This window comes from Mesorhizobium sp. M5C.F.Ca.IN.020.29.1.1 (assembly GCF_003997375.1).
In the GTDB taxonomy this organism is placed as follows: Bacteria; Pseudomonadota; Alphaproteobacteria; order Rhizobiales; family Rhizobiaceae; genus Mesorhizobium; species Mesorhizobium wenxiniae.
Genome location: NZ_RZSW01001199.1, coordinates 1 through 431 on the forward strand (window position 1 = coordinate 1; position 431 = coordinate 431).

A 431-nucleotide genomic window follows, 5' to 3' on the forward strand; every position below is an offset into this window, starting at 1 on the left:
CAGAGGGGGAGATGTCGCCAAAGGCGACAGTGGGGGTCGTCTCGCGTGGAGCGCCGACCACCTGCGCCTGCGATAAGGGGCCGAGTCCGGTCGGACCGACCCCCTCTGGCCGCTTCGCGGCCATCTCCCCCTCAAGGGGGGAGATTAGCGCTCAGCCGTCACAACTCAAGCCGCCTGCGGTTCCGGCTCGAAGGCTGGACGGCTGGTGTTGATCAACAGCGAGATGCAGGCTGCGGCTATCGCCGTCATGCCGGCGATGAGGAAGGCAAGCTCGTAATTGCCCTGCAATTCACGCATGGTGCCGCCGAAGAAGGCGGCAGCCGCAGCGCCCACCTGATGGCCCGCGACGATCCAGCCGAAGACGATCGGCCCGCTGCGGTCGCCGAACGCCTCGTTCGATAGCCTGAGCGTCGGCGGCACGGTGGCGATCC

General features: G+C 67.5%; 1 pseudogene. It reads right to left on the reverse strand.

Going from position 1 to position 431, the window contains the following annotated elements:
* Positions 1–165: 165 nt before the first annotated feature.
* Positions 166–431, reverse strand: a pseudogene (locus EOA85_RS37025) (MFS transporter); the annotation flags it as partial.